Source organism: Paenibacillus sp. FSL K6-1566 (assembly GCF_038050475.1).
Classification (GTDB): Bacteria; Bacillota; Bacilli; order Paenibacillales; family Paenibacillaceae; genus Paenibacillus_AQ; species Paenibacillus_AQ lactis.
In genome coordinates this window covers 6,069,361-6,091,172 of sequence record NZ_JBBOSR010000001.1, presented here as the reverse complement: position 1 = coordinate 6,091,172, position 21,812 = coordinate 6,069,361, and the positions used below count along the sequence as shown (strand labels likewise).

Annotated in this window: 22 protein-coding genes and 1 riboswitch; of the genes, 19 read left to right on the top strand and 3 right to left on the bottom strand. The window is 54.8% G+C overall.

Annotated features, from left to right (window positions below; translation table 11 throughout):
* A complete protein-coding gene (locus NST08_RS27380) occupies nt 1-1,209 on the top strand; it encodes an IS4 family transposase (protein ID WP_251538007.1) in 1,209 nt (402 codons plus the stop codon).
* Between the two features lie 513 nt (nt 1,210-1,722).
* On the opposite strand, the gene NST08_RS27375 is transcribed toward NST08_RS27380, so the two are convergent.
* The 3 genes from NST08_RS27375 to NST08_RS27365 form a co-directional block, all read right to left on the bottom strand.
* Nucleotides 1,723-2,037, bottom strand: coding sequence for a DMT family transporter (locus tag NST08_RS27375; protein ID WP_007128801.1), 315 nt, complete (start codon nt 2,035-2,037; stop codon nt 1,723-1,725).
* Complete coding sequence (locus NST08_RS27370) at nt 2,037-2,369, bottom strand: DMT family transporter (protein ID WP_341342512.1); 333 nt, start codon at nt 2,367-2,369, stop codon at nt 2,037-2,039. Before NST08_RS27370 ends, NST08_RS27375 begins: the two co-directional genes overlap by 1 nt.
* A 112-nt stretch (nt 2,370-2,481) precedes the next feature.
* Nucleotides 2,482-3,063, bottom strand: coding sequence for a TetR/AcrR family transcriptional regulator (locus NST08_RS27365; RefSeq protein ID WP_341342511.1), 582 nt, complete (start codon nt 3,061-3,063; stop codon nt 2,482-2,484).
* A 203-nt stretch (nt 3,064-3,266) separates the two neighbouring features.
* On the opposite strand from NST08_RS27365, the gene cls reads away from it, so the two are divergent.
* From cls to atpB, 18 genes are all read left to right on the top strand, one after another.
* A complete protein-coding gene (gene cls, locus NST08_RS27360) occupies nt 3,267-4,769 on the top strand; it encodes a cardiolipin synthase (protein WP_007128798.1) in 1,503 nt (500 codons plus the stop codon).
* A gap of 286 nt (nt 4,770-5,055) precedes the next feature.
* The gene (fni, locus tag NST08_RS27355) at nt 5,056-6,156 is read left to right on the top strand and encodes a type 2 isopentenyl-diphosphate Delta-isomerase (RefSeq protein ID WP_432806741.1); all 1,101 of its coding nucleotides are present in this window, start codon (nt 5,056-5,058) and stop codon (nt 6,154-6,156) included.
* Nucleotides 6,157-6,414: 258 nt separating this feature from the next.
* Nucleotides 6,415-7,515, top strand: a complete 1,101-nt coding sequence (gene ychF, locus NST08_RS27350; protein ID WP_007128796.1) for a redox-regulated ATPase YchF — start codon at nt 6,415-6,417, stop codon at nt 7,513-7,515.
* A gap of 233 nt (nt 7,516-7,748) precedes the next feature.
* Nucleotides 7,749-8,816, top strand: a complete 1,068-nt coding sequence (gene prfA, locus NST08_RS27345) for a peptide chain release factor 1 (protein ID WP_007128795.1) — start codon at nt 7,749-7,751, stop codon at nt 8,814-8,816.
* 4 nt (nt 8,817-8,820) lie between these two features.
* Complete coding sequence (prmC, locus tag NST08_RS27340) at nt 8,821-9,711, top strand: peptide chain release factor N(5)-glutamine methyltransferase (RefSeq protein ID WP_341342510.1); 891 nt, start codon at nt 8,821-8,823, stop codon at nt 9,709-9,711.
* A 282-nt stretch (nt 9,712-9,993) separates the two neighbouring features.
* A complete protein-coding gene (locus NST08_RS27335; protein WP_341342509.1) occupies nt 9,994-11,184 on the top strand; it encodes an FtsW/RodA/SpoVE family cell cycle protein in 1,191 nt (396 codons plus the stop codon).
* Between the two features lie 344 nt (nt 11,185-11,528).
* Nucleotides 11,529-12,224, top strand: coding sequence for a stage II sporulation protein R (spoIIR, locus tag NST08_RS27330; protein ID WP_144877966.1), 696 nt, complete (start codon nt 11,529-11,531; stop codon nt 12,222-12,224).
* Nucleotides 12,225-12,614: 390 nt separating this feature from the next.
* Nucleotides 12,615-13,676 (top strand): L-threonylcarbamoyladenylate synthase, encoded by a 1,062-nt coding sequence (locus NST08_RS27325; RefSeq protein WP_341342659.1) that lies wholly within the window; start codon nt 12,615-12,617, stop codon nt 13,674-13,676.
* Between the two features lie 89 nt (nt 13,677-13,765).
* On the top strand, nt 13,766-14,329 hold the full coding sequence (locus tag NST08_RS27320; protein WP_007128790.1) for a manganese efflux pump MntP: 564 nt from the start codon (nt 13,766-13,768) through the stop codon (nt 14,327-14,329).
* A gap of 179 nt (nt 14,330-14,508) precedes the next feature.
* Nucleotides 14,509-15,096, top strand: a complete 588-nt coding sequence (locus NST08_RS27315; protein ID WP_341342508.1) for a low molecular weight protein arginine phosphatase — start codon at nt 14,509-14,511, stop codon at nt 15,094-15,096.
* Between the two features lie 134 nt (nt 15,097-15,230).
* Nucleotides 15,231-15,312, top strand: a riboswitch (ZMP/ZTP riboswitch).
* Between the two features lie 112 nt (nt 15,313-15,424).
* Complete coding sequence (rpiB, locus tag NST08_RS27310) at nt 15,425-15,883, top strand: ribose 5-phosphate isomerase B (protein ID WP_341342507.1); 459 nt, start codon at nt 15,425-15,427, stop codon at nt 15,881-15,883.
* Between the two features lie 106 nt (nt 15,884-15,989).
* On the top strand, nt 15,990-16,574 hold the full coding sequence (locus NST08_RS27305; protein ID WP_028405644.1) for a TIGR01440 family protein: 585 nt from the start codon (nt 15,990-15,992) through the stop codon (nt 16,572-16,574).
* Nucleotides 16,575-16,739: 165 nt separating this feature from the next.
* The gene (gene glyA / locus NST08_RS27300) at nt 16,740-17,990 is read left to right on the top strand and encodes a serine hydroxymethyltransferase (RefSeq protein WP_007128786.1); all 1,251 of its coding nucleotides are present in this window, start codon (nt 16,740-16,742) and stop codon (nt 17,988-17,990) included.
* Nucleotides 17,991-18,302: 312 nt separating this feature from the next.
* Nucleotides 18,303-18,932 (top strand): uracil phosphoribosyltransferase, encoded by a 630-nt coding sequence (gene upp / locus NST08_RS27295; protein WP_007128785.1) that lies wholly within the window; start codon nt 18,303-18,305, stop codon nt 18,930-18,932.
* A gap of 92 nt (nt 18,933-19,024) precedes the next feature.
* On the top strand, nt 19,025-20,182 hold the full coding sequence (gene wecB, locus NST08_RS27290) for a non-hydrolyzing UDP-N-acetylglucosamine 2-epimerase (protein WP_028405643.1): 1,158 nt from the start codon (nt 19,025-19,027) through the stop codon (nt 20,180-20,182).
* A 175-nt stretch (nt 20,183-20,357) separates the two neighbouring features.
* A complete protein-coding gene (locus NST08_RS27285) occupies nt 20,358-20,591 on the top strand; it encodes an AtpZ/AtpI family protein (RefSeq protein ID WP_007128783.1) in 234 nt (77 codons plus the stop codon).
* The gene (locus NST08_RS27280) at nt 20,584-20,961 is read left to right on the top strand and encodes an ATP synthase subunit I (protein WP_007128782.1); all 378 of its coding nucleotides are present in this window, start codon (nt 20,584-20,586) and stop codon (nt 20,959-20,961) included. Before NST08_RS27285 ends, NST08_RS27280 begins: the two co-directional genes overlap by 8 nt.
* Nucleotides 20,962-20,996: 35 nt before the next feature.
* Nucleotides 20,997-21,758, top strand: a complete 762-nt coding sequence (gene atpB, locus NST08_RS27275; protein WP_007128781.1) for a F0F1 ATP synthase subunit A — start codon at nt 20,997-20,999, stop codon at nt 21,756-21,758.
* Nucleotides 21,759-21,812: the final 54 nt, after the last annotated feature.

The window sequence follows — 21,812 nt, the reverse complement described above, 5'->3', positions numbered from 1 at the left end:
ATGGATAACGTAACCCAAAACACTGTCGTTCGTCAACTGCTTTCTTTACTGCCTTTGGATGTACACGATCGACTCCTTCATGCCGATCGCTACGCCAAGAAGCTCACCATCAACAAAAGCATTCTCATTTTCATTCTGGCTCAGTTCAACCATTGGCAAAGCTATATCGAGATGGAAGAACAAATTTATGCACACTCTGAAATTCGGTCCATCCTTGATCTGCCCAGCATCAGCGCAGCCCAATTGTCACGGAAACTCAGCGAAATCCCGACGGAAATCTTGCACATGCTTTTTCTCCATAGCGTTGCCCGTGTCCAGAAGCTGACGGCTCACCAGCAGGGCATTTCTTCAACCATTGGACCTCTGGCACTCATTGATTCGTCGAAAATCACACTCCCCTTGGTACTTGGGGATTGGGCCAGAGTTTCGCATACCTCCAGTGGGGTAAAGCTGCATGTGCGGCTCGTAGCCGCTTCACCCGAAGTGGTATATCCGGACGCTGTCATCCCATCGACTTTAAACGTAGGCGACCGAGCCGGGGCGGTCGAACTGGTCACCGAGCAGGCGGCAACTTATGTCATGGACCGTGGTTATGATAGCTACAAAAACATGGATAACTGGATGGAGCGCGGCATTCAATTTGTCATGCGAATGAGAGATCGCACCTCAATCCATGTTGTGGAGGAACGAGAAATCCCTCCGGGAAGTCCGATCACACGAGATGCTCTTGTGAACGTAGGTAGCGGTTGGCGCAAGATGAAGGAACGGGTCCGGCTCGTAGAGTTTTATGATGAGCAGAGGCGCTTTTATCGCCTACTTACCTCTCGACAGGACATAAAGGCCGAAGAAGTAGCTCATATCTACAAATGCCGATGGCTTATTGAACTTTTCTTTAAATGGATAAAGCAGCATCTGCGCCTGAAAAAACTGCACAGCTATAAGCCGCAAGCGATATGGAACCAGATTTACCTTGCGCTGATCGCTTACGTGCTGGCACAGTATATGCAGCTACGTCTAGAAACCAAGAAAAGCGTTTGGCGTGTCCTTGAATTGTTTCGAATTCACATGTATCATCCGTGGTCCCAGTTCTTGAACGCTCTGTTTCGAGCACCTACGCGAACAACTTCTGGAAAGCCACGCGGTGCACCAAGGAAGGTACCTGAATTACGAACGAGCATTGGCATTTTTAAAACAAGCAAAGTGACTTAGGAAACGAAAATCTCGCACAAAATACATTTTATGGGAAAACGTAGCTACATTTAAGAAGTGTTGGATCTTTTAGTGTAATTCTCGAAAAAACAACTGTAAATTAATTGTTCTTATTCAGATTTCATCCAAGTGCTTGCAGATGTAAAGATTTATGCAACGCTCATGCCTAAAAGGGACTTGCTTCCGCCGCATGAGGCTATATTCGCCTCACAAGTCCCGAAAAGTCCGCTGCATGGGGCTATATCCGCCTCATAAGTCCCTAAAAGGGACTAGTTTCCGCCGTATGAGGCTATACTCGCCTCACAAGTCCCTAAAAGGGACTTACTTCCGTCACATGAGGCTATACTCGCCACACAAGAACCCAAAAGGGACTTGTTACCGTCGCATGGGGCTATATCCGCATCATAAGTACCCATAAGGGACTTGCTTCCGCCGCATAAAAGCTACATCCGCTCGCATGCATCAATGAGCTAACCCATGCAACCTCCGCATATTTACAATAAGCAAAGCCGGTCAAGTGATCAGCTTCAATCCGACGGCAGAGCACAGAATCATGGCGATGAACAGGATGCGCCGCCATTCCTTCGGCTCGCCGAACAGGACCATGCCCGTGACGGTGCTGCCGACCGTCCCGATTCCGGTCCAGATGGCATAGGCCGTACCCATGGGGATGCTCTCCATGGCAAACGACAGCAGGGAGAAGCTGATTGCAAACGAAGCGAACATCAGCAGCAGATAGATCCAGCCCTTACGCTGAGACACTCCTTTAATGCCGATCACCCCGCCGATTTCAAGCAATCCTGCACAAATAAGCGCGATCCAGGCCATTATCGGCTCACCTCCCCGTTTTGCTCGGCATTGTCAGCGGTGACCAGCTTTAGTCCGATGACTCCGGCCAGCAGCACCTTAATCAGCTTAAAGGGTTCGCCGAACAGCAGCATTTCAGTGCCGACCGTTCCAGCCGTGCCGATCCCGGTAAAAACCGCATATACCGTCCCCACAGGGAGCCGTTTAGCCGACTCAATGATCAAAAAGAAACTGGCGACAATCGCCAGAGCGGTTCCTAGCCACTCCCACGTATTTGAAGCGTGTTTTAAGCCGATGACCCACAATATTTCGACCAAGCCGGCCAAAAGTACAAAAACCCAATTCCGATTCATGATGATTCCTCTCCTTTTCTTGACTAACACGAAGTGCTCCTTTTGCGCAAATTTTATGGATTGTGCCATTTCGCGCTGGAGCGTCAGGCCGATGTTTGATCGGGAAGTATCGTTATCTTTCTCTCGACACGCCGGACCAATACACGGGCCATGCGGCTTCAAGCCGCCGAGTGGTGCGGGCTTCCCCGCCGTACAGCATCTCGACGGCAATGCCGTCGAGCAAGGTAAGGTAGGCAATGGCGGCCTGCCTAGGGTGCCGAATGATCCCTCCTTGTACCGGACAGCCTGCGGCTAGAAGCCTCGACAGCTTCTGTTCCTGCTCATCCAGGAACGGATAGACGAGATTCATGACATCGTCATACAGAGCGCTTGGCGGGAAAAAAACCATTCTCAGGAAAAACTTTCTCTCCGCATCCCGTTCGTAAATCTGCTGCCAATCCACCACAAATCCTTTCAGCTGCGCTTCAAGCGGAAGGGAGGCGTGCTCCTCGAAATAGTCTTCGATCCGCTGCTTCTGCCGCTCGAATACATCGGCCAGCACCTGCAGGAACAGGTCCTCTTTACTGGAAAAATGAGCATAGATCGATGGCTTCTTTATTCCGCAATCATCGGCAATATGTTTAAGCGAGGCTCCTTCATAGCCGTCTTGGGCGAAGCGGGCCAGAGCGGACTGTTTTATCTCAGCGGCACTCATCGCAATCCTCCTAACTAACGGTCGTTAGTCATATTTTTAGCAAACGGAGCTGCTTCTGTCAATAGTCTTTTTATTGGGCCTAACGAGGATCGGGGCTTTTTAGTTCATGCTTTAGTTCCCGAGACTTATCATGTAGAATATGGGTTGACCAGCATCGTACATACAAAAGAGAGATGAAGCGATGAAGCAAGGGGTAGAAGGATATGAGAAAGGGAATACAGGCCGTACTGATTACCGCGTTATTATTCGCGTTTTATTATTTTGGCATCGATTATTTCGGCAAGACGACAGGAACTATCATCGGGATATTTTCGACCCTGACCGTCGTCTCGATCGGGTTCATGATTTTCATGGAGAACCGGCATCCGACCAGTACAATGGCCTGGATTCTACTGCTTGCACTAGTACCGATCGTAGGGCTAGTTTTTTATTTTCTGTTCGGACAGAACTATTTTAAACGCAGAAAATATGACAAGAAGGCGCAAAAGGACGGCTTGGCCTATACCAGCGAAGTGCTTCGGCGCAGCAACCAAGATATCTCCCGTTTTAAAAGGGAGCACCAGCAGCTCCTGCAGCTGTCCACCCGCCTCGGGCGTGCGCCGGTTTCGTTCTCTTCGGATACCAAGGTGCTCACGAACGGAGAGGAGACGTTCGCGGCACTGCTTCGCGAGCTGGAGCTGGCCAAGCATCATATTCATATGGAATATTACATTTATCGTCCTGACGATATCGGGACCCAAATTCGGGACATTCTGGTGCGAAAGGCCAGGGAAGGGGTTGCCGTCCGGTTCATGGTCGATGCGGTAGGCAGCCTGCAGCTGCCGCCCGCTTTCCTGGAGGAGATGAAAGCCGCGGGGATTAAGGTAGCCGTATTCGGCAGCCCGAAGGCGATATTCTTCACGAGCCGGGTCAATTACCGCAATCACCGGAAAATCGTTGTCATCGACGGTACCGTCGGCTTCATCGGCGGCTTGAATGTCGGGGACGAGTATTTGAGCCGCAGCAAGGTTTTCGGGTTTTGGCGGGACACGCATATGCTGGTCCGGGGCGAGGCCGTCAGGACGCTGCAAATTGTGTTCCTGCAGGACTGGGAATATATGACCGGAGAGCAGCCTACAGACCAGGTGTATTTCTCCCCGGATCTCGTCGATCACTCCTCCGGAGCCGTGCAGATTATTGCCAGCGGACCGGATAATGAGCGCCGGGCGCTCAAGCATATCTTCTTCTCCATGATCGCATCGGCACGTCATTCCGTATGGCTTGCGACGCCTTATTTTATCCCGGATGAAGATATTTTGACGGCGCTGAGGGTCGCGGCTTTGTCCGGCCTTGACGTCCGGATCCTGTTTCCGTCGAAACCGGACAAGTGGCTGCCGTTTCTGGCCTCGCATTCCTATTTCCCGGCTTTGCTGGATGCGGGGGTGCGGGTATTCGAATACGAGAAGGGCTTTATGCATTCCAAGCTGCTCATTGTGGATGGAGAGGTTGCCACGATCGGAACGGCGAATATGGACATGCGCAGCTTTCACCTGAATTTTGAAGTGAACGCTCTTCTCGTTCATACGGACAGCGTCAATCAGCTGGTAGCCGATTTTGAGCAGGATCTGGAGCACGCGGTGCTGTATGACCGAAGCCGCACGAGGAAGAAGCGCATCATGACCCGGCTGCTCGAATCCGCGGCGCGGCTGATGTCGCCGCTGCTGTAGCGTTGCCCGGGTGCAAGGGAATATTTGGGCTGATGTGTAACAGCCGTTTAAGAGAAATATATGGATAACAACATGGGCGGAGCTCGTTAATATGTGATGATTCACGAATAAGCCGGACAGATGCGGCGCAGTATGGACAGGCATTTCGTTCGGTCCGGATTTATCGTTCTGGCTGAGCACCCATCGGTTCGACAAGCCTACAAGCCGCCATAATATCGATCACAAAAATTTTTAAACAGGAGGTGCTATGGAAATGAATGCATGGAAAAAAATAAGGGCCGGAACGATGGAGCCTGCCGCAATTTGTAATCGGGCAGACGGCTTGGAGTCATCCGGCGGCAGGCTGCTTCCGGATGTCCCCACCGGCGAGCGGAAGATTGAGCATGTGCGGCTGTGCCTGGAGGAAGAGGTCGGCTCCGTAGGCATTACTTCAGGCTTTGAGCGCTACCGCTTCCGGCATTGCGCGCTGCCTGAGGTGAGCTTCGAGGACATCAGGCTCGACACCTCCTTTCTTGGCATTCCAACACGGACGCCGTTTCTCATCAGCTCCATGACGGGGGGGAGCCGGACAACCGGGGAAATTAATATGCGGCTTGCGGAAGCGGCGGAGCGCCGGGGCTGGGCGCTTGGCGTCGGCTCCATCCGGGCAGCGGTGGAGAAGGAAGAGCTTGCCCCGACCTTTCGCGTGAGAGAGCGGGCGCCAAGCGTACCGATCATCGCGAACCTTGGGGCGGTTCAGCTCAATTACGGCTTCGGAACGGATGATTGCCGCCGGGCGGTCGACATTGCGGGTGCCGATATGCTGGTGCTGCATCTCAACGCCCTGCAGGAAGTGTTCCAGCCGGAAGGGAATACGCGATTTGGCGGACTTGCCTCCAGGATTGAAGAGCTGTGCAGCAGCCTTGAGGTTCCTGTCGGGGTTAAAGAAGTCGGCTGGGGCATTGACGGGGAAACGGCCCGGACGCTGCAGGAGCTGGGCGTTGCTTTCATCGATGTGGCGGGAGCGGGAGGCACCTCCTGGAGCCAGGTCGAGAAATTCCGGGCGAATGATCCGGTACGTCGCGCCGCAGCGGAGGCCTTTGCCGACTGGGGCAATCCGACGGCGGAATGTATCGTCGAGGTGCGGGAAGCTGTTCCGGATTTTCCGATGATCGGCAGCGGCGGGCTCAACAGCGGCGTGGATGCCGCCAAAGCGATTGCACTGGGCGCTGATCTGGCGGGCTTTGGGCGGGGATTGCTCGGGCCTGCCGTCGATTCCGAGGAAGCGCTGGACCGGCGCCTCGCTCAGACGGAGCTGGAGCTTCGAACCGCGATGCTGGGGATCGGGGCTCCAGATATCGAGTCGTTAAGGTCAACGACTCGCCTGATCCGCAAGCAAGGGTTGTAACGACAAGCAAGGTGGTCTGTACTGAAAGCTCTAACGACCGCAAAGCAAGGTCGATAACGACAGGACTGATCGCCATGCAGGAAACGTTATGGAACACGCGGGAGTATCTGCAGCAATACGTGTTGAACTCTATCGGGTATCTGCTATAATTAATAAGATTGTTTTGGACCTGAGGTTTAAGGGAGCACAAACCCCCACAGCCTCTGAAAGAAAATGCATATAAGTGATAGAGTAACCTGATAAGGAGTTGTCATATAAATGGCTTTAAAAGCAGGGATCGTCGGTTTGCCGAACGTCGGCAAATCCACATTGTTTAATGCGATAACGCAGGCGGGCGCCGAATCGGCGAACTACCCGTTCTGTACGATTGACCCGAACGTCGGCGTCGTTGAGGTGCCGGATGAGCGCCTTGATAAGCTGACCGAGCTGGTGCAGCCGAATAAAACCGTTCCGACCGCTTTCGAATTCGTTGATATCGCGGGACTGGTTCGCGGTGCGAGCAAAGGGGAGGGGCTCGGAAATAAGTTCCTGGCCCATATTCGCGAGGTCGATGCGATCGTGCACGTCGTACGATGCTTTGAGGATGAGAATATCACCCACGTAGACGGCAAGGTCAACCCGGTGAGCGACATCCAGACCATCAACCTGGAGCTGATCCTGGCGGATCTGGACAGCGTCGAGAAGCGGATCGAGCGTACGAAGAAGAACATGAAGGGCGGCAACAAGCAGTACGCCCAGGAAGTAGAGCTGCTGGAGCGTCTGAAGGAAGCCCTGTACAATGATCAGCCGGCACGCAGCGTCGAGCTGTCCGATGAGGAGAAGCTGATCGTCCGCGATCTGCATCTGCTGACGCTCAAGCCGGTGCTGTATGCGGCCAACGTAAGCGAGGATGGCGTGACTGACGCGGACAGCAATCCGTACGTGCAGCAGGTCCGCGAGTTCGCGGCTGCCGAGAATGCTGCCGTCGTTCCGATCAGCGCCAAGGTGGAAGCCGAAATCGCCGAGCTTGAAGGTGAAGACAAGGCCATGTTCCTCGAAGAGCTGGGCCTGGAGGAATCCGGCCTGAACCGCCTCATTAAAGCGGCATACAGCCTGCTCGGCCTGTACACCTACTTTACCGCAGGCGTGCAGGAGGTACGCGCATGGACGATCCGCAAAGGCACGAAGGCTCCTCAGGCGGCCGGCGTCATCCACAGCGATTTCGAGCGCGGCTTTATCCGGGCCGAGGTGGTGTCCTACGATGATCTTGTTGCCGCGGGATCGATGAACGGCGCGAAGGAGCGCGGACAGCTCCGCCTTGAAGGGAAGGACTATGTCGTCAATGACGGCGATGTCATGCACTTCCGCTTCAACGTGTAGCATATTATGATACAAAGACCATGGCTCCATGCCAGATGATGCATGGGATCATGGTCTTTTTGCCAAGCGGATGTTTCATGCAGGGCAGGGAACGCTTCCTGCGTTTCCCGCGCCTATGCCCTTCTAGTCAAATAGGACGTTTCATGCTATAATAAACAGTCGTTTACGCTTCGCATATTCGAGGGAGCGATAGGCGCTAGAATCAGGAATATTACGTAAGAGAGGTGAATTCCTTGTTAGACCGATTGCAATCCCTGGCGGACCGTTACGAGAAGCTGAGCGAGCTGCTGTGCGATCCGGATGTCGCGAATGACTCCAAGAAGCTAAGGGATTATTCCAAAGAACAATCCGATCTGCAGCCTGCTTATGAGGCTTATGTTGAATATAAAAATGTAATGGAAGAGCTTGAAGCTGCAAAAACAATGCAGGGTGAGAAGCTCGATGACGAAATGCGCGAAATGGTGAAAATGGAAATCGAGGAGCTCTCCGCCCGCCAACAGGAGCTGGAGGAGAAAATCCGGATTCTGCTGCTGCCGAAGGACCCGAACGATGACAAGAACGTTATCGTCGAGATTCGCGGTGCAGCCGGCGGAGACGAGGCGGCGCTCTTCGCGTCCGATCTGTACCGGATGTACACCCGTTATGCCGATTCCCAGGGCTGGAAGGTTGAGCTGATGGACGTGAACATGAACGACCTCGGCGGTTTTAAAGAGGTTATCTTCATGATCAATGGCCGCGGTGCTTACAGCAAAATGAAATTCGAGAGCGGCGCGCACCGGGTGCAGCGTATTCCGGCAACGGAATCCGGCGGTCGTATCCATACCTCCACTTCAACAGTGGCGGTCATGCCGGAAGCCGAGGAAGTCGATATCGAGATTTTGGATAAGGATATCCGCGTGGATACGTTCTGCTCCAGCGGTGCGGGCGGTCAGTCCGTTAACACCACGAAGTCGGCGGTTCGCGTAACGCATATCCCGACCGGCATTGTGGCTACGTGCCAGGACGGCAAGTCCCAGAACTCCAATAAGGAGAAGGCGCTGCAGGTGCTTCGCGCGCGCATCTACGACATGATGCGCCAGGAAGAGGAAGCGAAGTACGCCGGCGAGCGCAAGAGCAAGGTCGGCACCGGAGATCGAAGCGAGCGGATCCGCACGTACAATTTCCCGCAAAGCCGGGTGACCGACCATCGGATCGGGCTTACCGTGCATAAGCTGGATCAGGTGATGAACGGCGAAATCGAGGAGATCATTTCCGCCCTGACCATCGCAGAGCAAGCGGAAATGATGGATAAAGGAGTATAACGCTTTGGAGCGAAACAAATTTGCATTGACGCCGGAGCGCAGCATACGGGAAGCCTTTCTGGAGGCTTCTTCTTTTTTAGACGGGGTCGGGGTCCTGGAGCCGCAGCGAAATGCGCAGCTGCTGCTGGAGCATGTGCTGGGGCTGACCGGCACGGCGTATTACGTGGCCCTCGGCGACGGTTTTCCCGAGGACCGGCGCAGCGATTTCGAGGACGTCATCAACCGGAAGGCCGACGGCGTCCCGGCGCAATACATCATCGGGGAGCAGGAGTTCTACGGGCGATCGTTCGAGGTGACGCCGGCCGTTCTGATTCCGCGTCCTGAAACGGAGCTGCTCGTCGAGGCCGTGCTGAAGTACGGAAACCAGCTGGCACCGCAGCCTGGCGAAAGACTGACCGCCGTCGACATCGGCACCGGCAGCGGTGCCATCGCCGTAACGCTGGCGCTGGAGGCGAAAGGGCTGCGCATGCTGGCGAGCGACATTTCGCCGCAGGCGCTGGATGTTGCGCGGCGTAATGCGTCCCGGCTCGGAGCCGACGTGGAGTTCAGGCAGGGCAATCTGCTCGAGCCGTTCGCCGGCTTGGCGCCGGATATGATTGTCTCCAATCCGCCGTATATTCCGGCCAGCGACATTGAAGAGCTTCAGCCCGAGGTGCGGGATCATGAGCCGCGAACCGCGCTGGACGGCGGGCCCGACGGCCTCTATCCGTACCGTGTGATGATGGATCAGCTCCCGCTGCTTGCGACGCCGCCGAGACTGATCGCCTTCGAGCTGGGCATGGGCCAGGCGCAGGATGTAGCGGATATGCTGCGGGCTGCCGGTCATTGGGACGAGATCGTTACGATCCCGGATTTGGCGGGAATCGACAGGCATGTTTTGGGAATTGCCCGTTAAATTGTGTTCGGAGGGAAATTCTTTTACAATATATGATGATCATGGGTTTACTTGCGGAAATCCGCTGCTTCCCGTGCAGGCTTCTCATGCTCATGATCCGTTCGTGCTCATAAGGTTCGTATTCTGTCTTATCGTCCGCCCGCATCCTTGAAAGGCTGTTGGGGCGATGGCTAATGCGCCAGGTATGGGCCGGGAGAGCCCAAACTTTTTATCCGGGCAGATCGTTATATGGCCGGTAAGGCACATCGGAGCGATAAGCTCCGGCACAGGGGGATCAAAGGCATGCTTCAGAAATTTAAAAAAATAGACTTTGTTGTCGTAACCGTCCTTGTCATGCTGATGATCATCAGCATAACTTCCTTGTACAGTGTAACCATCGGATCGGCTGATTGGAACGGGTACCATATTAAGATGCTCATCTTTTACGTTGCGGGCTTTATCGCTTTCTTCGGCATGAGCCTATTGGATTACCGCGTTCTCATTAAACACGCGACCTACATTTATATCGGCGGCCTGCTGCTGCTTGTGTACGTTATGTTTTTCGGGTCAACGCTTAACGGCTCGAAGGGCTGGATTAATCTCGGGTTTACGAGCCTGCAGCCGGCGGAAATGTTTAAGTTGGTCTTGATTATCTTCCTGACTTTTATACTGGTGAAGAAAAATAAATCGCAGCTTTCCTTTATCCGCGATGTCATTCCGGTCGGCTTCCTGGCGTTTATTCCCTTCGTGCTCGTCATGGGCATCAACGACTTGGGGAATGCGCTAAGCTACGTCATCATTTTGATGGGGCTGCTGTGGATTGGTAATGTCAAATTATCGCATGCGCTGATCGGTCTGGTGCTCGTTGCGGGCACCGCTTTCGGCGGAATCCAGGCTTACATTCATTACCATGACGAGATTACAGCCTTCATGAAGGAAGGGAGCCGCTCGCACTGGCTGGACCGGATCGACCCGTGGCTGATGCCCGAGACGACGGACAACGCCGGTGCCGGCTATCACACCCACAATGCCAAGCTGGCGATCGCTTCCGGCGGCATGACCGGGGAAGGCTTTATGCAGGGGACCTCGGTGCAATCGGGACGGGTACCGTATACCTATTCCGACTCCATCTTCGTGCAGATTGCGGAGGAATACGGGTTTATCGGCTCTTCCGTGCTGCTCCTGCTCTATTTCATTCTGATCCATCGGATGATTCTGATATCGCTCGAATCGCGTGAACGTGCCGGTCCGTTTCTCATCATAGGGATCGTGTCCATGTTCTTATACCAAATCTTTGAGAATATCGGGATGTTTATCGGCCTCATGCCGCTGACGGGGATTACATTGCCGTTTATCAGTTACGGGGGAACGTCGCTCGTAATCAGCATGGCGAGCCTCGGGGTAGCCATGAGCGTGAAGCTGCACGGCCGGGAAATCGAGGAGGATATGCCGGATCCGCATGCCCACCGGTCGACGGTGGCGAAGCAGGCCTAAGCCGTAGCCATCGTGCACTGGTGGGGGCTATCCTATTCGAAATGGCCTGTCTTGAACCAGGATACCCGAAATTTCCAAATACATTTATGAAGAGATGTTGTCCATACGGGGCAGCATCTTTTATTTTTTGTAAGGACAAGAAATGAGCCTGTGATTAGCCCTAGGCAAGGAAGTAACCTATTGGAGGGCTGACAGGGTAACGGGGGATATGGTTTGAAAGACCTTGCGACAGGTGTCTCTATCATCTTTTTAAACAAATTGCTAGATTCACGTTTAGATCTTCGGCGGCCGGACATACTGATAGCATCATAGATTATCGGTTGATAGAGAGGCGGTTGTCCAAGATGAACCATTATAGCGAAACCCTCCGTATTATCGTGAAAAAAATGATTTTGCTCTTATCCTGTATGTTTATGGTCATTACCGTGTGGGAAGGTCAGCGAATTGATGCTTCTGTTGTGGGGGGGCCGATTCCTCAGGAATCGATCCGGCTGCGCATCTTGGCCAATTCCGACAGTCCCTCCGATCAGCTTGTGAAGCGGGAAATCCGCGATGCGGTCGTGGAGCAAATGCAGCTATGGGTTCAGCAGCTGGATAACCCGCAGAGCCTCGAGGAAGCTAAGGCGCTGACGAGCCGGCATCTGCCGGAAATTCGCCAGCTGGTCGGTGAAGAGCTGAGAAAACGGGGAATCACCTACAGCTACAATGTGGAACTCGGCGTCGTACCGTTCCCGACAAAGCTGTACGGCGGCACGGTCTATCCGGCAGGCGATTATGATGCGGTGCGCATCACGCTTGGCGAGGGACAGGGACAGAACTGGTGGTGCGTGTTGTTCCCGCCGCTGTGCTTCATCGACGGGGGCAGCGGAGACGCGGCGGCGCAGCCGGCGGATGCCGGCGTCCAGACCGTCTCGGCGCAAGCCGATAAGAGCCAGGCGGATGAGCCAGTCAATGCGGGCGATACCGAGCCTGAAGTCCGGTTTTTCTTATGGGATATGTTTATCGGGATCTGGAATTGGGTGGCAGGATTGTTTGGATAATCTAGCGGATGCATAGGATGATATTCGGAAAGATTGATAGGAAGACATGCAGGCCGTTTGATTTTCAATTCGAGTCGAGTGTGATACACTTTCATTTAGAAGAGTGCTTTCTCTTTAGCGCGACCGGCTGCCCGGGTGGGGACCCGGGACGGGACTGAAGAATCGAAGCGCTTTTTTAAATGTCAAAAAGTATCAACTCTAAAGCCATTGGGATTAGCTCCAGCAAGGCGCGTGCTTGATGGTTAATATACTTCATAAACAGAAAGCTTGGGATAGGGAATGGAACATACTGCAAGCGGCCGCGAGGACAGCCGCCAATTGGAACATAACGAACAGCCTGTTGACCCGAAGTCACAACCGACGAAGGTGTGGCGTATCGGTATTGAATCGATGGAATCCGGCAGCCGAACTCCGGAAGAGGAGCAGGCTCTGCTTGAAGCGGGCCGGGTGCTTGCAGGCGGCGGGCTTGTCGCCTTCCCGACGGAGACGGTCTACGGGTTGGGCGCCGATGCGGGAAGCACGGAAGCGGTTGAACGTATATTTGCGGCGAAGGGAAGGCCTTCGGACAACCCGCTGATCGTGCATATATCGGATTTGTCCCAGCTGGATGACCTGGCGCTTCGGGTAAACGATACCGAGCGTGCGCTGATGAAGGCGTTCTGGCCGGGACCGCTGTCGCTGGTGCTGCCCGTGAAGCCGGGTGCCGTGTCGTCCCGTGTGACGGCGGGGCTGGACACGGTCGCGGTGCGCATGCCTGACCACCCGGCTGCGCTCGCGCTGATTCGCGCGGCCGGCTGCCCGCTGGCCGCGCCGAGCGCGAACCGCTCCGGCCGGCCGAGCCCTACGCTTGCGGGCCATGTGCTGGAGGATTTGGCCGGCGCGATCGACGGCGTGCTTGACGGCGGCCCTGCCGGGGTCGGCGTCGAGTCGACGGTCGTGCAAGCCGGCGAGGACGGTGCCGTGACGGTGCTCCGCCCCGGCGGCGTCACGGCCGAGCAGCTTGCCGCGGTGGCGGCAAGCGTGCGCCTCGACCCGGCGCTAACAAGCGCCGCCGGGGAGGCGGAGAGCCCGGCGCCCCGCTCGCCGGGCATGAAATACACGCACTACGCGCCGAAGGGCGCGATGTGCGTGGTGCAGGGCCGCGACGCCGAAGCGGTAGCGGCCCGCATCGCGGCCGAGCTTGCGGCCGCCGCCCGCCGCGGCGAGGTGACCGGTGTGCTGTCGTTCGACGAGCACATCGGTCGCTACCGCGCGGACGTGGCCGTCCCGCTCGGCCGCCAGGCCGCGCCGGAGGAAGCGGCCCGCCGGCTGTACGCCGGCCTGCGCCGGTTCGATGAGGCCGGCGCCACCTTCATTCTTGCGGAAGCCTGCCCTGAAGAGGGCCTCGGCGCCGCGGTGATGAACCGGCTGCTGAAGGCGGCAGGACATCGCGTTATCGACGTGGATCATTAACCGCAGCCTTTTTTTCCAAAGCCGATCAGGAATCATTTATCCCTTGTCCGCATATGGTGTACAAGACCATGAGACTTGGGGGAATGGGCATGTTGGAGGCGTCTGTCCAATCGGGACAGCTTGCGGCGATTCTGCTCATGGCGGTTGCACTTGGGCTAGACGCGTTTTCGCTTGGCATCGGAGTCGGTTTGCGAGGCGGGCTGCGCCACCGTCATATGCTGGGCATGAGCTTTCTGATCGGCCTGTTTCATATGCTGATGCCCCTGCTGGGGCTGGCTGCCGGCCGTTATGTCGGATTGCTGCTGGGACAGGTTACCGGGCTTGCCGCCGGCGGATTGCTGGTTCTGCTCGGGGGCCATATGATCCATAACGCTTTTCGCGGAGGCGAGGGCAAGCTCGTTCATCCATCCGCACTGCTGGGTATGCTGTTGTTCTCGCTTAGCGTCAGCATCGATTCGTTCTCGGTCGGATTATCGCTGGGCATGTTCGTGCATGATGTAACGCTGATCGTTGTAACCTTCGGGGTTGTCGGCGGCTTGATGTCGATTCTCGGTTTGATGCTGGGCCGTCAGGTCAGCAGCAAGCTGGGCGAGTACGGCGAGATGCTGGGAGGACTTATTTTGGTTGTGTTCGGCGTGATGTTTATTGTCTGATACGGGCGGTAAGGCACACCGGATATGAAATGAGGATGAATGCGGGAATTCGTTGACCGGCAGAGTAGTAACTTTTATGGAATCATTTGTCCGAGTAATATAGAAGTTGCGAAATTTGTGATGAGATTTGATACAATATCCCTAGTGACCTAATACTGACGGGAGGGAGCCTTAAGACTGTGAAAAAGATACTATTTGTCTGCACCGGAAATACCTGCCGCAGTCCGATGGCCGAAGGGATGCTGCGCAAGCTGGCGAAGCAGCGGGGCATTCCGCTGGAGGTGCGATCCGCCGGCGTATCGGCGATAGATGGCATGCCGGTGTCCCATCATGCGGAATCCGTACTGCGGGATCAGGATATCCGGGACGAGCTCGTATCCAAGCCGCTCACCTCAGAGCTGGTGGAATGGGCTGATCTCGTTCTGACTCTAACCCAATCGCATAAGCAATATGCCATTCGGCAGTTTCCTCACGCGGCCGATAAAATGCATACCTTAAAGGAATATGTTGAGAATGACAGCAAGGTGCTTGCAGATTTGCAGGAGCAAGACAGTCTGTACGCATCGATTGAGCTGGCCCGAGCGCTTGGTCAAAATGTCAGCGATAAGGATCGCGAACGGTTGATTGAGCTTCGCCAGCGCATTCCGAGCTTTGATATCTCGGACCCGTTCGGCGGCACGAAGGAAGAGTATGAAGCGACCGCAGCCGAGATTCGGACGGCGCTCTTTCGTTTGTTGGACAAGCTGAATGCGGGCGGGCAGGCGTAATCGCTTGCTGCGGGCGGATGAATTATGACTCTGGCATCAGAGCACGTGAGTGGAAAAGGCACAGCTGCAGGCGTGGCTAAAAAAGCCGCTTGCCTTTCCCGGACGATTGATTTAAGATGTAGGGGAAACAACAATAGATCCGGTGTAACTGGCGACGAAGTGGATGAAACCACGGTGGAGCACCGGAGTATACGGCCGGTCGCCTGGGCAAAGAGCATTGGAGCACTACGTGTGCGCCGACTGCTCTTTTTTCGTCTTTTGCGGGATATTTGGGTTATAATGAAACAAGCTAATCACGCGAAAGCGAACATATGAGGGGGTTTCATCGATGAAAATTGCACTAGGCACGGATCATGCGGGCATTCGCCTGAAAGAGGAGATTATGGAGGTTATTCGAAGCCTTGGACATGAGGTGGAGGATCTCGGCTGCGGCTGCTCCGATTCCGTCGACTATCCGGACTATGCGCTGCCGGTATGCGAGAAGGTCATGTCCGGCGAAGCCGATCGCGGCATTCTGATCTGCGGAACCGGCATCGGCATGAGCATCGCGGCGAACAAGGTGCCGGGAATCCGGTGCGCCCTGACGCATGATGTGTTCTCGGCCAAAGCGACGCGCGAGCATAACGACAGCAATGTGATCGCGCTCGGCGAACGCGTAGTCGGCCCTGGTCTTGCTGCGGAAATCGTCAGCGCCTGGCTGACAACCGAGTTCAGTCACGGCGAGCGTCATGTCGGCCGCGTCAACAAGATCAAGGCGATCGAGGAACGCTACCTAAAGAACGGATAGGACGTTTCTCTCCGAAAAGGTGTTGGGGCTGCATTCAGAGAGTTCCCTTCATGTGAGGGACTTAGGGCATGAAGCGACGTAGAGACTATTAAGGGAGGACTGTGGCATGAGCGATGCTTCCAACATTTCCTTAAACGGGCAGACCGCCCGAATCGTCCGCGAGCTCGCCGAGACGGCGAAGCTTGGACCGGGCAAGGTGCTGGTCGTCGGCGCGAGCACGAGCGAGGTTGCGGGCAAGCGGATCGGGACAGGCGGCGCGTTGGAGACGGCGCAGCAGCTGCTTGACGGCATTGCCGAGGTTCAGGCGGAGTACGGATTCTCGCTTGCCTTCCAATGCTGCGAGCATCTGAACCGAGCGCTGGTCGTTGAGCGCGAGCTGCTCGAGCGGCTTGGCTTGACGGAAGTGGCGGCTGTGCCGATTCCGGGAGCCGGCGGCTCCATGGCAGCCAGCGCCTACCGCAGCATGAAGCAGCCTTGCCTGGCGGAATCCATTCAGGCGCATGCGGGTATCGACATCGGCGAGACGCTGATCGGCATGCATCTGCGCAGCGTGGCGGTTCCCTTTAGGCCGAGTGAGCGGTATATCGGCGAGGCTCGGGTTACGGCCGCCTATACCCGGCCGAAGCTGATCGGCGGAGAGCGGGCCGTTTATCGCCAGGTGCCGGATGCGGATTCCGGATCATGCAATTGATTCGATTGGAACGGCTTGGACATCCTGTTTTGCTTGTTTGTAGGGAGCAACAGCGATTGTAGAAACATTTCACGTACTGCCCCACATCCCATTTGGTAGTTGGCCCTGTGTAATACGGAAACAGAATATTTATAGTAAGATTTTGGATCATAGGAGGATATAAAAATGATGGAACATTTGCGTAAGAACGATCCTGCTGTACTTGAAGCGATGGAGCTGGAGCTGAAGCGCCAGCGCAGCAATATCGAACTGATTGCATCGGAGAATATTGTCAGCGAAGCGGTCATGGAAGCGATGGGCACCGTCCTCACCAATAAATATGCGGAAGGCTACCCTGGCAAACGCTACTACGGCGGATGCGAGCGTGTCGACATTGTCGAGGATATCGCTCGTGACCGTGCGAAGGAACTGTTTGGAGCCGATCATGCCAACGTGCAGCCGCACTCCGGCGCGCAGGCGAATATGGCGGTATACCTTGCAGCGCTCAAGCCTGGCGATACCGTACTTGGCATGAACCTTGCCCATGGCGGTCACCTGACGCACGGAAGCCCGGTCAATGCCTCCGGTCTGCTGTACAATTTCGTGGCTTACGGCGTTCAAGAGGACACGTTCCTCATTGATTATGATGAAGTCCGCAAAGCGGCGTTCAAGCATCGCCCTCGTCTGATCGTTGCCGGTGCCAGCGCCTATCCGCGCATCATTGATTTCGAGAAGCTGGCCGCGATCGCGAGTGATGTCGGCGCGCTGTTTATGGTCGATATGGCTCATATCGCAGGTCTTGTTGCGGCTGGTCTTCACCCGAATCCGGTTCCGCACGCGCATTTCGTGACCACAACGACGCATAAGACGCTCCGCGGGCCGCGCGGCGGCATGATTCTGTGCAAAAAAGCTTGGGCGCAAGCGATCGACAAGGCCGTATTCCCGGGATCGCAGGGCGGACCGCTGATGCATGTCATCGCATCGAAGGCTGTTGCTCTTGGCGAAGCGCTGGATCCGTCCTTCAAGACCTATGCTCAAAATGTCGTGAACAATGCGAAGGTACTGGCCGACACGCTGATTGAGGAAGGCCTGAACATCGTTTCCGGCGGAACGGATAACCATTTGATGCTGGTGGATACGCGCAATCTGGATATCACCGGCAAGGATGCGGAGAAGGTGCTGGATTCGATCGGCATCACCGTCAACAAAAATGCGATTCCGTTCGACCCGACCAGCCCGTTCGTTACCAGCGGCATTCGGATCGGTACGCCGGCGGTTACGTCGCGCGGCATGGATGAGCAGGCCATGGTGACCATCGCGAAGATCATCGCGATGACGCTGAAGGCTCCGAAGGATGAGGCGACGCTCGAGAAAGCAGGCCGTATGGTTGCCGAGCTGACGGATCAGTATCCGCTGTATCCGGACCTCAAGTACTAATCGGGATCGACGGGGTGGGTATTCCTCAGGGTTATGAACCTGCAGGAATACCCTTTTTTTGCATATGGAGGGTTTCGGCTGCGAGAGGCAGGTCGTTTGAATCCTGGAAGGAGCATCTTTGTTGGAAAAAATGGGAACCGTATATAGGGTGGGTGGCGAGGAGCTTTAACGTGCCCTTCGAGTCGAAAGAAACATGACCTATGCGGGTGTCAAATGGCCGGAGGGAATGATATAATAGACAGGATTTATGGAGCTTACCATATTATACGCCCATATTGAAAACATATTTGTATCCAACCGGAGGGACCTGACATGGGAAAATTGGTGATTTGTGATCACCCGTTGATTCAACACAAACTAACATTTATTCGCGATATGCGGACTAACACAAAAGACTTTCGCGAGCTTGTAGATGAGGTCGCGACATTAATGGCTTATGAAATCACGCGGGAGGTTCCGCTTGAAACGATTTCCGTCCAAACCCCGGTCGCCGAAACCGAAGGCAAGGTTATCTCGGGCCGCATGCTCGGGCTGGTGCCGATTCTCCGTGCCGGTTTAGGCATGCTGGACGGGGTGGTCAAGCTTCTGCCGGCAGCAAAGGTCGGGCACGTCGGCTTGTTCCGTGATCCGGAAACGCTGCAGCCCGTGGAATACTACACGAAGCTGCCGACTGATGTGACCGAAAGAGAATTGATCGTAATCGACCCGATGCTCGCAACAGGAGGCTCCGCGATTGCTGCGATCGACGTCTTGAAGAAGCGGGGCTGCACCCAGATTAAAATGATGAATCTCGTAGCCGCGCCGGAAGGCGTTAAGGCGGTCCAGGAAGCGCACCCGGATGTGGACATCTATGTTGCTGCATTGGACGAGGGTCTCAACGACCATGGATACATCGTACCTGGTTTAGGCGATGCGGGAGACCGGCTCTACGGGACGAAATAATAGAATCCGCTGACTGTCCGCTAACCGGCTTGCCTGACCAGGGAGGCCGGCGGGATCGGAAGCAAGGATGATAAGGAGAGGTAATATCAGCCATGTCTAAAGTGAAAGTGATGACCATATTCGGGGTGCGCCCTGAAGCGATCAAGATGGCGCCGCTCATTTTGGAGCTGCAGCGTCACCCAGAGCATATTGAATCCGTGGTGTGCGTTACGGCCCAGCACCGACAGATGCTGGATCAGGTGCTTGAGGTGTTCAAGATTGTTCCTGACTATGATCTGGACGTCATGAAGGAACGCCAGACATTAAATGAAATCACCGTTCGCGTTCTGGAAGGTCTTGAGCCGGTGCTGCGCGAGGCTAAGCCGGATATCGTGCTCGTGCACGGCGACACGCTGACGACGTTCCTGGCGAGCTATGCGGCCTTCCTGCAGCAGATCCAGGTCGGCCACGTCGAAGCCGGCCTTCGGACATGGAACAAGCTGTCTCCGTATCCGGAGGAGATGAATCGGCAGCTGACCGGCGTATTGGCGGATGTCCATTTCGCGCCGACCGAATGGTCCGCGGACAATCTCCGCAGAGAGAACAAGCCGGAGTCGCGCATTTATGTAACGGGCAATACGGCTACGGACGTATTCCAATATACGGTACGTGACGACTATACGCATCCGGTGCTGGATTGGGCCGAGGGCAAACGACTGATCCTGATGACGGCGCACCGCCGGGAATCCCACGGGGAGCCGCATCGTCAAATTTTCGAGGCTGTGAAGCGCATTGCCAATGAGTTCGAGGATATTGCGATCGTCTATCCGGTTCACCCGAGTCCTGCGGTGAAGGAGCCGGCTCACCGGATTCTGGGCGACCATCCGCGCATCAAGCTGATTGATCCGCTGGATGTGGTGGATATGAACAATTTCTACCCGCATACGCACCTCATCATTACCGATTCCGGCGGCATGCAGGAGGAGGCGCCTTCCTTCGGCGTACCGACGCTGGTGCTCCGGGATACGACCGAGCGTCCGGAGGGCATTGAGGCCGGAACGCTGGAGCTGGTAGGGACGGAAGAAGAGAAGGTATATAGTCGGATTAAGGCTCTTCTGACGGATGATGCGCTGTATGAGAAGATGAGCAAGGCAGCGAATCCATATGGCGATGGACAAGCTTCCCAGCGGATTGTCAATGCGATTTTGCACCATTTTGGCATCCTCAAAGAACGCCCTGAAGAATTTCACAGAATGTTCACAAAGGCATAGTTTGCCGCATTCTGATTCGCAAGGGGACAGCATACAGTTGAACTGTACGGTTACCGCGGCGTTTTGCGCAGTTTAGGGAGCCCAAAACGCCCGATTTTACACGGAAAATCAAAAAATCGATTCATTGACAAAGTCTTGTCATATTCAGTAAAATGAGTTGGGATTAGAGGTTTATATGAAAAATCCGAATAGTCAAGACAACCCTTGGTTGATAGCGCTGTATATCAGCGGGGCCGGTGGATTACTGGCCGTGTATATCGTAATCGGTTTTTTGACAGGCAAGTGGCTGGCCGAATGGCTGGACGGGCCCAGATACTGGTTGGCGATTGGAACCGTTTTAGGGCTCTTTATAGGGATTTTGAATATTGCTCTTCTCATTAAAAAGTTTCTGGGGGCACAAAGTGAATGATCTGACTTCCATTGTGAACGCTGTATTTAGAGTATCATTGCTCTTATTGTCTGCCTTGTTTCTGGGATGGGCTCTTTACCCGGAATATCGCCCCGTCATCGTGGGGATGATCATGGGCATGGCGGCGGGATTGTTTAATGTTCGCTTCCTTTCCATGAAAGTGCAGCAGCTGGCACAATTGGCTGTCAATCCTGAACCGAAGAGATACAACTTCGGCTTCATCACGAGACTATGCATCGGCTTTCTGATCGTCGTCTTCGCGGCGAAGCTCGAACAGGTGTCGCTCGGCGGCGCTATCGCCGGTCTGTTCATCCCCCAATTGTTGACCATTCCTGTCAGCATTGTATTCAGTTTGAGAAACAATCATTGATCAGCGCTAACTTGGAAAGGGGTGAAAATAATTCTATGCATGAATCACCGATTATTGATTTAGGTGGATTCCGTCTGGATCTATCCGCTGTCATGATGCTGCTGGTTACAGGGATCATTGTCTTTGTGCTTGTGCGTCTGGCTGTTCGGAATCTATCTGTCGAAAACCCTTCCAAACTGCAGAACTTCATGGAATGGGTAGTGGAATTTGTGCAGGGTGTCGTAGCAAGCGCTATGGATCTGAAGAAGGGGAAGGCGTACATATCGCTGGGCCTGACTCTGATTCTATTCATCTTCGTAGCGAACCTGCTCGGCTTGCCGTTCTCGGTTATCACCGACTTGCCGGCAGATTTCAAAGTCTTCGGTAAGACAATTGAGGCTACGGTTGGTCTCGAGCCGGGACACTACGCTCACGTCTTGTGGTGGAAATCACCAACAGCGGACATTTCCGTTACTGCGGGGCTGGCGCTTGTCGTATTTGTGCTCATGAACTACCTGGGCCTGAAGCTGAACCGCAAGCATTACCTGAAGCACTATATCGAACCATTCCCGATCTTCCTGCCGCTTAACATCATTGAGAACCTGGCGAAGCCAATCGCTCTGGCGATCCGGCTATATGCGAACATTTTCGCAGGGGAAGTTCTGATCACGGTCATTCTGAAAACCGGATTCTTCGGTATTCCGTTCATGGCCGCATGGCAAGGCTTCAGTATCTTCATCGGAGCACTGCAAGCGTTTATCTTTACAATCTTAACCATGGTGTACATTTCGCAAACAACGATTCATGAAGAGCATTGATTCACTCGGACGAATCCGCCGTGACAGCGGTGTTTTTCGAAAGAGATATATTTA

What these genes read in the sequence shown, in the direction of transcription:
- NST08_RS27380 (WP_251538007.1), top strand. Translation starts at nt 1, where the DNA reads ATGGATAACGTAACCCAAAACACTGTCGTTCGTCAACTGCTTTCTTTA.
- NST08_RS27375 (WP_007128801.1), bottom strand. Translation starts at nt 2,037, where the DNA reads ATGGCCTGGATCGCGCTTATTTGTGCAGGATTGCTTGAAATCGGCGGG.
- NST08_RS27370 (WP_341342512.1), bottom strand. Translation starts at nt 2,369, where the DNA reads ATGAATCGGAATTGGGTTTTTGTACTTTTGGCCGGCTTGGTCGAAATA.
- NST08_RS27365 (WP_341342511.1), bottom strand. Translation starts at nt 3,063, where the DNA reads ATGAGTGCCGCTGAGATAAAACAGTCCGCTCTGGCCCGCTTCGCCCAA.
- cls (WP_007128798.1), top strand. Translation starts at nt 3,267, where the DNA reads ATGAGAAAGGGAATACAGGCCGTACTGATTACCGCGTTATTATTCGCG.
- fni (WP_432806741.1), top strand. Translation starts at nt 5,056, where the DNA reads ATGGAGCCTGCCGCAATTTGTAATCGGGCAGACGGCTTGGAGTCATCC.
- ychF (WP_007128796.1), top strand. Translation starts at nt 6,415, where the DNA reads ATGGCTTTAAAAGCAGGGATCGTCGGTTTGCCGAACGTCGGCAAATCC.
- NST08_RS27335 (WP_341342509.1), top strand. Translation starts at nt 9,994, where the DNA reads ATGCTTCAGAAATTTAAAAAAATAGACTTTGTTGTCGTAACCGTCCTT.
- spoIIR (WP_144877966.1), top strand. Translation starts at nt 11,529, where the DNA reads ATGAACCATTATAGCGAAACCCTCCGTATTATCGTGAAAAAAATGATT.
- NST08_RS27325 (WP_341342659.1), top strand. Translation starts at nt 12,615, where the DNA reads ATGGAATCCGGCAGCCGAACTCCGGAAGAGGAGCAGGCTCTGCTTGAA.
- NST08_RS27320 (WP_007128790.1), top strand. Translation starts at nt 13,766, where the DNA reads ATGTTGGAGGCGTCTGTCCAATCGGGACAGCTTGCGGCGATTCTGCTC.
- rpiB (WP_341342507.1), top strand. Translation starts at nt 15,425, where the DNA reads ATGAAAATTGCACTAGGCACGGATCATGCGGGCATTCGCCTGAAAGAG.
- NST08_RS27305 (WP_028405644.1), top strand. Translation starts at nt 15,990, where the DNA reads ATGAGCGATGCTTCCAACATTTCCTTAAACGGGCAGACCGCCCGAATC.
- glyA (WP_007128786.1), top strand. Translation starts at nt 16,740, where the DNA reads ATGATGGAACATTTGCGTAAGAACGATCCTGCTGTACTTGAAGCGATG.
- upp (WP_007128785.1), top strand. Translation starts at nt 18,303, where the DNA reads ATGGGAAAATTGGTGATTTGTGATCACCCGTTGATTCAACACAAACTA.
- wecB (WP_028405643.1), top strand. Translation starts at nt 19,025, where the DNA reads ATGTCTAAAGTGAAAGTGATGACCATATTCGGGGTGCGCCCTGAAGCG.
- NST08_RS27285 (WP_007128783.1), top strand. Translation starts at nt 20,358, where the DNA reads ATGAAAAATCCGAATAGTCAAGACAACCCTTGGTTGATAGCGCTGTAT.
- atpB (WP_007128781.1), top strand. Translation starts at nt 20,997, where the DNA reads ATGCATGAATCACCGATTATTGATTTAGGTGGATTCCGTCTGGATCTA.